The 7,711-nt window shown below is 59.4% G+C and carries 9 protein-coding genes; 2 read left to right on the plus strand and 7 right to left on the minus strand.

What is annotated here, in order from left to right:
• Window positions 1-254 (plus strand): cytochrome c biogenesis protein CcdA (locus tag JIF53_RS12870; RefSeq protein WP_228285561.1); only part of this gene is annotated, 254 nt, incomplete at its 5' end.
• A 265-nt stretch (window positions 255-519) separates the two neighbouring features.
• Here the strand turns inward: JIF53_RS12870 and JIF53_RS12875 are convergent.
• From JIF53_RS12875 to JIF53_RS12900, 6 genes are all read right to left on the minus strand, one after another.
• Complete coding sequence (locus JIF53_RS12875) at window positions 520-822, minus strand: hypothetical protein (RefSeq protein WP_228285562.1); 303 nt, start codon at window positions 820-822, stop codon at window positions 520-522.
• 203 nt (window positions 823-1,025) lie between these two features.
• Window positions 1,026-1,844, minus strand: a complete 819-nt coding sequence (locus JIF53_RS12880; protein ID WP_199452694.1) for an ABC transporter ATP-binding protein — start codon at window positions 1,842-1,844, stop codon at window positions 1,026-1,028.
• A gap of 17 nt (window positions 1,845-1,861) precedes the next feature.
• On the minus strand, window positions 1,862-2,926 hold the full coding sequence (locus JIF53_RS12885) for a FecCD family ABC transporter permease (protein WP_199452696.1): 1,065 nt from the start codon (window positions 2,924-2,926) through the stop codon (window positions 1,862-1,864).
• A gap of 1 nt (window position 2,927) precedes the next feature.
• Entirely contained in the window at window positions 2,928-3,932 is a 1,005-nt protein-coding gene (locus tag JIF53_RS12890; RefSeq protein WP_199452698.1) for a FecCD family ABC transporter permease, read from the minus strand.
• Entirely contained in the window at window positions 3,929-4,852 is a 924-nt protein-coding gene (locus tag JIF53_RS12895; RefSeq protein WP_228285563.1) for an ABC transporter substrate-binding protein, read from the minus strand. Before JIF53_RS12895 ends, JIF53_RS12890 begins: the two co-directional genes overlap by 4 nt.
• Window positions 4,852-6,924 carry a TonB-dependent receptor family protein gene (locus tag JIF53_RS12900; protein ID WP_278350550.1) on the minus strand — a complete coding sequence of 691 codons (2,073 nt, stop codon included), beginning with the start codon at window positions 6,922-6,924 and terminating at the stop codon, window positions 4,852-4,854. Before JIF53_RS12900 ends, JIF53_RS12895 begins: the two co-directional genes overlap by 1 nt.
• On the opposite strand from JIF53_RS12900, the gene JIF53_RS12905 reads away from it, so the two are divergent.
• Window positions 6,876-7,061, plus strand: a complete 186-nt coding sequence (locus tag JIF53_RS12905; RefSeq protein WP_199452704.1) for a hypothetical protein — start codon at window positions 6,876-6,878, stop codon at window positions 7,059-7,061. The genes JIF53_RS12900 and JIF53_RS12905 overlap by 49 nt on opposite strands.
• A 169-nt stretch (window positions 7,062-7,230) precedes the next feature.
• Here the strand turns inward: JIF53_RS12905 and JIF53_RS12910 are convergent.
• On the minus strand, window positions 7,231-7,711 hold a 481-nt coding region (locus tag JIF53_RS12910; RefSeq protein ID WP_199452700.1), incomplete at its 5' end, for an IS3 family transposase.

Below are 7,711 nucleotides of genomic sequence, written 5' to 3' on the forward strand. Positions count from 1 at the left end.
ATGCCAATGCTGAGGCGGGCATGCTGTATCTGGCGGCGTATTCGTTGGGGTTGGCTCTTCCTTTTCTCGGAACTGCCCTGTTTATTGAACACTTTCGGCAACGAGTACGCTGGCTCAGTCGCTGGAGTAGACTGCTGAGAGTGCTTGCTGGCTTGGTGCTCGTTGTAATGGGAGTAATGGTGCTCACCGGTCGGATGACACTCTTTGCGTCGTGGATGTTGTCGACGTTTCCGGTTCTCGGAAGGCTTGGGTGAGCTTCCTACAGCCAAACTACAGGGAACGGTCCATGGCTTCATACTCAAGTACTGCATATGAGCAGGTTTCATGAACAGAAGAGGCTCCGCCAATCATACTGTACGAAATGGTTGTGATTAGTTTGGAGGCTCCGGAGGAAAGCCCTGACTCGATTGTTCGCTTTTGTTTAGGCGCCTAAGATGCTCGGCATAATCCCAAGTAGGATCACCGGCTTCCTTTGAGAACCACTACCTCACCAGAGAGTCCGCGATGTTTGATCCACGACTAAACCGACTCACGTGTCTTTTTTGTTATCTCAAACCTGACGGGCTGACTGGTTTTCTGCTGAATCACTTGCGCCCGGTCCAGAACCTCTCCATTTCTGGAAATATCCCGAACCAATAACCTAACCATGTCGAAAGAACGCAGTTTGCAGTCGATCGCCATGTTGACCATCGCCAGTTCTCGGACATTCTCTGCGATTTCTAACCGAATGCGGATTGCCCAGGTCTGTTCGAGTTTTAGTGGAAACTTTTTTCCGACTAGTTTTCCCTTGTTCCAGGGTAAATGACTGGTGGAAAGTGTCATGATTCGGCCCCCTTTAGAGGATAGGTACCGAAAATCATGACTCGTTATAGAGTTTTCTGCCTGCAAGGGGAACTGGCAGACCAGGGGCGCCAAGCCTACGTTCTGACCGATAGACCAAACTTCCCCTGCCGAAATTCAGCCTCTTTCGTTATAAGTATCTGCAGTAACGGGATAGAACCCGAGTGCTGGCTACGAGTTCTGAATTAAGAGGTAGCGACACAGCGAGGACGTTGCTTGGACCAGCTTTGAGCCGATTCTGCAAATCCGGTGCAAAACGGACGACCTTCCTGCCCCGTAGTAATGCTTGTATGCACCCGAAATACCCGGTTGACGAGGGATTCAGTAATAACTTCCGCAGGGCTACCGATGGTGTCGAGTTGGCCGTCAGCCAGCACCGCAATCCGGTCCGCAAATTGCGCGGCCTGGTTGAGGTCATGAAGTGACATGACCACGGTCAGTCCTTGTTGCTGGTTTAACGTAGACAGGAGCTCCAATACTTCCAACTGGTAGCCCCAATCCAGAAACGTGGTTGGCTCGTCTAGCAACAGGATATCAGTCTCCTGCGCCAGTGCCATGGCAATCCAGACCCGCTGCTGCTGCCCTCCGGAGAGCGATTCCACCGGTCGTTCCGCAAGGTCTGATACCCCGGTCATTGCCATAGCGTCGAGGGTTACATTGTCGTCAGTGGTGAGATTCCTCTGCCACCATTTACGGTGGGGGAAGCGACCCAGCGCAATCAAGTCCCGAACCCGGATACCATCGGGCACAATCGGCTTCTGGGGCAGCATGGCGAGCCTCAGGGCCAGTTTGCCCCGGTGCCATTGGTCAACTGGCTGATCGTCCAGGTAAACCTGACCGGACCGCGGGGGCAACAGGCCGGCGAAACTTTTCAGCAAGGTACTTTTGCCCGAGCCATTGGGGCCCAGCAGGCAGGTAATGCCACCCTCGGGAATAATCAGCGAGACGTTGTCTACAACCGTTTTGTCGCCATAAGCCAGCGAGAGAGACTCGGTTCGTAACATGGAGAAGGGGTCCGCCTTCAGGGTTGACGCGATAATAGATACAAAAAGAAGGGTACACCAAGGACGGCGGAAACGACGCCCACGGGCACTTCATAGGGTGTGAACAGCGTTCGGCCCAGTAAATCCGCCAGTACTGCCAGCACCGCACCCAATAGTACACACAACACCAACTGGACCGGAAGGTTAGCGCCGGCCAGCCGGCGGCTGATGTGGGGGATAAGCAGGCCAATGAAGCCAACGGGCCCGACCACGCCGACCGCGCTGGCCGCCAACAGGGTGGCGATCAGCAGGGCAAAGAAACGCCATCGGTTGAGACCCAGGCCCAGGGTGCGTGAGTGTTGGTCGTCGAGTTGCATCACATTCAGTGGGCGCATGAGCAGAACCACACCGATCAGCCCAACGAGAGTCCATGGCAGCAACGTGTGCAGGTGTTGCCATTCGCTACCGTACAGCGAGCCGGCCAGCCACTGGGCCACCAGCTCGGTATGGGCGTGGCCCCAGAACGCCAGTGCGCCGGTGGTCAGCCCGTGCAGCATACCGGCGATGACCGCGCCGGTCAGCGTCATTTTCACCGGCGACAGCTGGCCATGGCGCATGCCCAGGCAATACACCGCAAGCGCCGTCACCAGTCCGCCTGCCATCGCAAACAGCGGCAGGTATTGCAGGGCAAAGGAGGTATTGCTGTACGGATTCTCACTGGACACCAGCCAGTCACCGACGATGAAGGCGATAACGGCCACCAGGCTTGCGCCGGCGGAGATGCCGAGAATACCGGCTTCGGCGAGGGGGTTGCGGCTGAGCAACTGCAACAGCCACCCCGACAGGGCAAAGTGAATACCGATAAGGGCGCCGGTCAGGGTGCGGGGTAGCCGCAGTTCGAAGACGACTCTCTGTACGTGTTGTGAGCTGTCTCCGGTGAGCCCCGCCCACACCTGGGACCAGCTAAGGTCCACCGCCCCCAGCTGGACGCCCGCGACGATGACAACAACCAGGCTGAGCCCGCCGGCCAGAAACAGCCTGGCGACAGGACTGGCACCGGGAGGCCGGTTTGCGCGGGTTGGTGTCGTCGCCGGATTGGTCACGTTATGCGCTCCGGGTTGAGGCTCGCGAATTGAGCAGGTAGATCAGCCATGGGGCTCCGATCAGGGCGGTCAGCATACCGACGGGTAATTCCTGGGGGAAGGCCAGTTGCCTTGCCAGGATATCGGCAGCCAGCAGCAACAGTCCTCCAAACAGAGCGCTCAACGGTAGCCAGTGCTGAATCTGATCGCCCGTGAGCCGCCGGGCGATGTGTGGCGCCACCAGGCCAATAAACACGATCGGACCGGTGAAGGCGACCAGCGCGGCAGCCAGCAGCAATGCCAGTAACAGGAAAGTCAGGCGCCAGCGTCCGACGGCCAGGCCCATGGCCAGCGCCAGGTCGTCGTCCAACTGCAACACATGAAAGGGGCGCTGCATGACCAGCAGGGCACCGAGTGGCAGTAGCAGCCAGGGCAGCACCATCTGGAGCTGGAGCCAGCCCCGTCCCATCAGGCTGCCCGCCAGCCAATAGTAGAGTTCTGCCGCCTCCGCCCCGGATACCAGCAGAAGGCCGGTGGTCAGTGCCGTTGCCAGCGAGGTCACGGCGATGCCGGCGAGTACCACGCGCTCCGGCTGGAGCCTTCTTCGACCGGCGATGGCGAAGGTCAGAGCACCCCCGAGCAGGCCCCCGCCCAGCGCCATCAAAGGCAGCCACATTGCGCCCGGGGAGCTCAGGGTTCGAAGTGACACCACCGCCAGGGCGGCGGACGCAATCACACCGGTCAGGCCGGGGGATGCCAGGGGGTTCCGGGTAACGCCTTGCATGACGGCCCCGGCAACCCCAAGCGCGGCACCACCAAGAATGCCGAGCAGGTTGCGGGGCAGTCGCAACTCCAGCACGGTAATGCGCGTCAGCAGGCCGCTGGTGCCATCAATGGCTGACAGCAGCTGGAGCGGCGACACCCACTGGGAACCGGCCATCAGACCAACGAGAAACAGCAGAACCAGAAACAGCAGTGTTGCCACATAGAGCGTGGAGGGGCGTGCTGTCGAAGCGCTACCGATCATGTGCCGGAGTCCGGGGCCAGCAACAGACGCTGAATGTCATCAAGGATGCGCTCCCGGGCGATGGGTCCGGCGCCCTCTTTCCAGTAGTGCGGCATTTCGTAGACCTGGCCGGTGCTTACGGCCTTGAGATAGGGCCAGATTGGATTCATTGTGAACGCCCGCTGACGACTGGTGGGTAACAGGAGAATGGTGTCTGGATTGAGTTTCAGCAGGGCCTCAAGGCTGATCCGGTAGCCCAGGGGAATGCCGCTCTCGGGATTGGGTGGCTTGCCACCAACATTGTCGAAGCCCAGGCGTTCCAGCAGCGCGGTGGGCAGAAAGTGGTCGTAGTAGACAAAGGGCGTTTCACTGCCGCTGGTCAGCAGTGCCACGGTCCCCATGGGCTTGCCGTGATTGCGCTGCGCGAGCGATTGAACGTGTTCGAGGAATCGATCGTTGAGTGCCTCCGCTTTGGCCGGCTTACCCAGCGCCTGGCCTGCCAGCTCCACCGCCCGCAGGCTGTCCTCGACCGTTATCAGGTCCAGGGCCAGGAGCGGCGCGATGGCTTCGATCTGATCACCGTCCTTCTCGGTATAGCGGCGGATGGCGATTACGAGATCTGGGCGGACCGACGACAGCACTTCCAGGTTGGGCTGGTGTCGCGGTCCGAGACCCCGCACACCGCTTAACTGTGACGCCAGGTAGTCAGGCACCCCCTGGAGTCCGTAGTCGGTGACCGCGACCGGCGCTGTTCCCAGCGCCAGTGCGACATCCGCGCCGAAAGTCGAAATCGCCGCGGGCCGGGTTGCCGCAGCGGGCAACCGCAGGGTTTCCCCGCGGTCATCCGTCAGCCGGATGCTGTGGTTGTCCGCCCAGCCCGATACAGGCGAAAGCAGGACAACCAGCAGGCTCGTTGCAATCCGTTTCGGTAGTGAGGCCATCAGAAGTCCAGCTGGGCCTCGAGGATGAAGCTTCGGCCCGGCTGAGGTACCCGGCCGACCGGGCTGACGTCCACGCCCCGGAAGTAGTAATCCTCATCCAGCAGGTTGTTGACCGCCAGGCCAAGGTTCAGCACACGATCACCGCCCACCGCGAAGTCGCGCCCGACCCGGGCAGTCACCAGGTGGTAATCCGGCAATTCACCGGCGCTGCCATTGCTGGTTTCTTCTTCGGTGTTGTCGGCATCGCTGTAGCTTTCGCTCACGTACACCCAGTTCACGCTGGCGTCCCAGGCCTGGTAGCTATATACCGCATCGGCGCTGACCTTATGGGTGGGCGCGTTGGGAAGCTCGTTGCCTTTGTTATCGCCGGACAGCTGTTCGGTGTCCAGGAAGGTGTAACCCAGGCCCAGTTCCCACTGGCTGTTCACATTCCAGCGGTTTGCCAGTTCGATGCCCTGGTGGCGGGTTTCGCCCAGGTTCTCGAAGCGGCTGGTTGAGCGATTGAACTGGATCTGGTCTTCATAATCGATACGGAACAGGGTGGCGGATGAGAACAGGTCCGGTGTGACCTGCAGGCGTGCGCCCAGCTCATGGTTCCAGGCGGTTTCATTGGCCACTGCACCTTCACGGGTGGTCTGGGCAATCTGGACTGGCACCAGGGAACGCTGACTGTTGGCAAAGACAAACAGGTCATCAGACGCCTGGTAGCCGACGGTCAGGCCCGGCAGCAGCTCCTCCGCGTTGTTTTCCTCGGTGTTGCCACTGAGGTTGTCGCGGAAATCCATATCAACGTCTTCATAACGCAGGCCCGGCGTTACCGTCAGGCGATCATCCAGGAAGGACACGGTATCGCTGACGTAGAAGGCCATGGCCCGGGTGTCCAGGTGCCAGTCACGTGCCACGGAACGGTTACCGGAGGACAACTCCAGGCGATTGACGTCGAACTCCACATCCTCGCTGACAAATCGCGCGCCCAGGGTGATGTCATGGCGGCCATGGCGAATCGCGAGCCGGGGCTCAGTGCCCAGTGCCGTGAACAAACGTGGTGAATCCGCGACGTGAGTCGAATCCAGCCCCGGGTCCGCCCAGTGGCCAGTGCCGCTGAGGTTCTGGCCGAAGAAGAAGGTGCGGTCGGCATCGTGCACGAAATTGCGCCACTGGAATTCCATATTGTCGGTCGGCGTGTAGGTCCAGGTGAAGGTGGCGCGGCTCATGTCCGCTTCGTAGCCGTCGTAGGGACGCTGGCTCTGGGTGCGATCCTGCTCATAGGCTTGTGGCGTCAGGGCGCCGGGCAGTTCGGCATCGACACGGTAGTACTGCAGCTGCGACGCCAGTTCATGCTGGTCGTTCAGGTAATAACGGGCATCCAGGATCAGGTTATCCACTTCGGTATCGGAGTGGTCACGAAAGCCGTCGCCGCGCTGGACATTAGCCTGGAACTGCAGGTCGAGCTTGTCAGTGGCCCGGCCACCGACCCGGTAATAGGTGTCGGTAAAGACGTTGCCGGTCTCCTCCGCAATGGTTACCCGCTCACGAAGGGTCTGGGAGGTTTCCGCCGGAATCGGCTTGGTAACGAAGTTCACCACGCCACCCACGTTGTTAGGCCCGTAATGAACCGAGGCGCCGCCCCGGACAATATCCACGACTTCCAGGCTCGGAAGGGTAACGGGGAAGAGCGACACGCCGACGTTGCTGTAGGGCCCGATGGCAATCGGGTAACCGTCCAGCAGAATCTGAAGCCGTTCACTGCGCAGCGGATTCAGACCACGCACGCCGATATTGGGAAGAATGCCCGTGCCGGTTTCATCAAGCACTGTAACACCGGGTACCGGGCGCAGGGCGTCCTCCAGGTTCAGAGCGCCGGTCTCCTGAAACTCCTCTTCCTCCACCACCGTGCGGGCACCCGAGTAAGTTCTTTCGGATTCCTCCGTCGGCGGTCCCAGCCAATCAGCAGTAACCTCAAGGCCGGGTAACAGACCGGGTGTTTGTTCTTGCGCTTGTACTATCGCGGGGGAGGCAACCGTTGCAAGAAAAGAAAACGAAAGAAAGGTTGAGCCAGCGGACAGGCTCACGCGAAGACGCCGATTTGGCGAAGATGATTGACCGGGTGTTGGCATTGGGATCTCCAGCAGTGGGTATACTTATGCATGCGTATAATACTGATAATAATTCGCATTACAATGCTGAAAGAAATCGTTACCAACAATGAGCACTATTTCCTGCCTTCCAACGGAACTAGACGTCTTGCAGCGGGCGGCACGTTGCTCACCTTCAAGTTGCGGGGTGTGAATGTTCGCTTTTGTTTAAATTTGAGGTGGACCCAATCAGTTGGACAACCTGATGGTGTCCCTAAGCTATGATCCGGTTGTTTCCCTGGCTCAGGCTGCCAGAGATATGGGTTGCCCGTAGTACACCTCATCGGGCGTTTGGTAATCAAGGGTTTGGTGATATCGGGTCTGATTGTAATGCCGGAAGTACCGGTGGAGCGCCTGCTTCAAGTGTTGACCATCCTCGAAGGCAGTGAGGTAGACGCACTCGTGTTTGACGCTGCGCCAGAGCCGTTCCACGAAGATGTTGTCATGGTAGCAGCCCTTGCCGTCCATGCTGATCCGGATGCCATGCTCTTTGAGAACGCTTGTGAAGGCCTCGCTGGTGAACTGGACGCCCTGATCGGTGTTGAAGATTTCCGGCGTTCCATGGTGCTGTAGAGCCTCCTCCAGGGCATCGACGCAGAAGTCTGTGTCCATGGTGTTGGAGATCCGCCAGGACAGCACCTTGCGGCTGTACCAGTCGATGATGGCAACCAGATACATGAAGCCCCGCGCCAGCGGCACGTAGCTGATGTCAGTTGCCCAAACC

Source organism: Marinobacter sp. bablab_jr008, from assembly GCF_016464145.1.
Classification (GTDB): Bacteria; Pseudomonadota; Gammaproteobacteria; order Pseudomonadales; family Oleiphilaceae; genus Marinobacter; species Marinobacter nauticus.

Coding starts and splice junctions, on each gene's coding strand:
- JIF53_RS12875 (WP_228285562.1), bottom strand. CDS start 822: ATGACACTTTCCACCAGTCATTTACCCTGGAACAAGGGAAAACTAGTC.
- JIF53_RS12880 (WP_199452694.1), bottom strand. CDS start 1,844: ATGTTACGAACCGAGTCTCTCTCGCTGGCTTATGGCGACAAAACGGTT.
- JIF53_RS12890 (WP_199452698.1), bottom strand. CDS start 3,932: ATGATCGGTAGCGCTTCGACAGCACGCCCCTCCACGCTCTATGTGGCA.
- JIF53_RS12895 (WP_228285563.1), bottom strand. CDS start 4,852: ATGGCCTCACTACCGAAACGGATTGCAACGAGCCTGCTGGTTGTCCTG.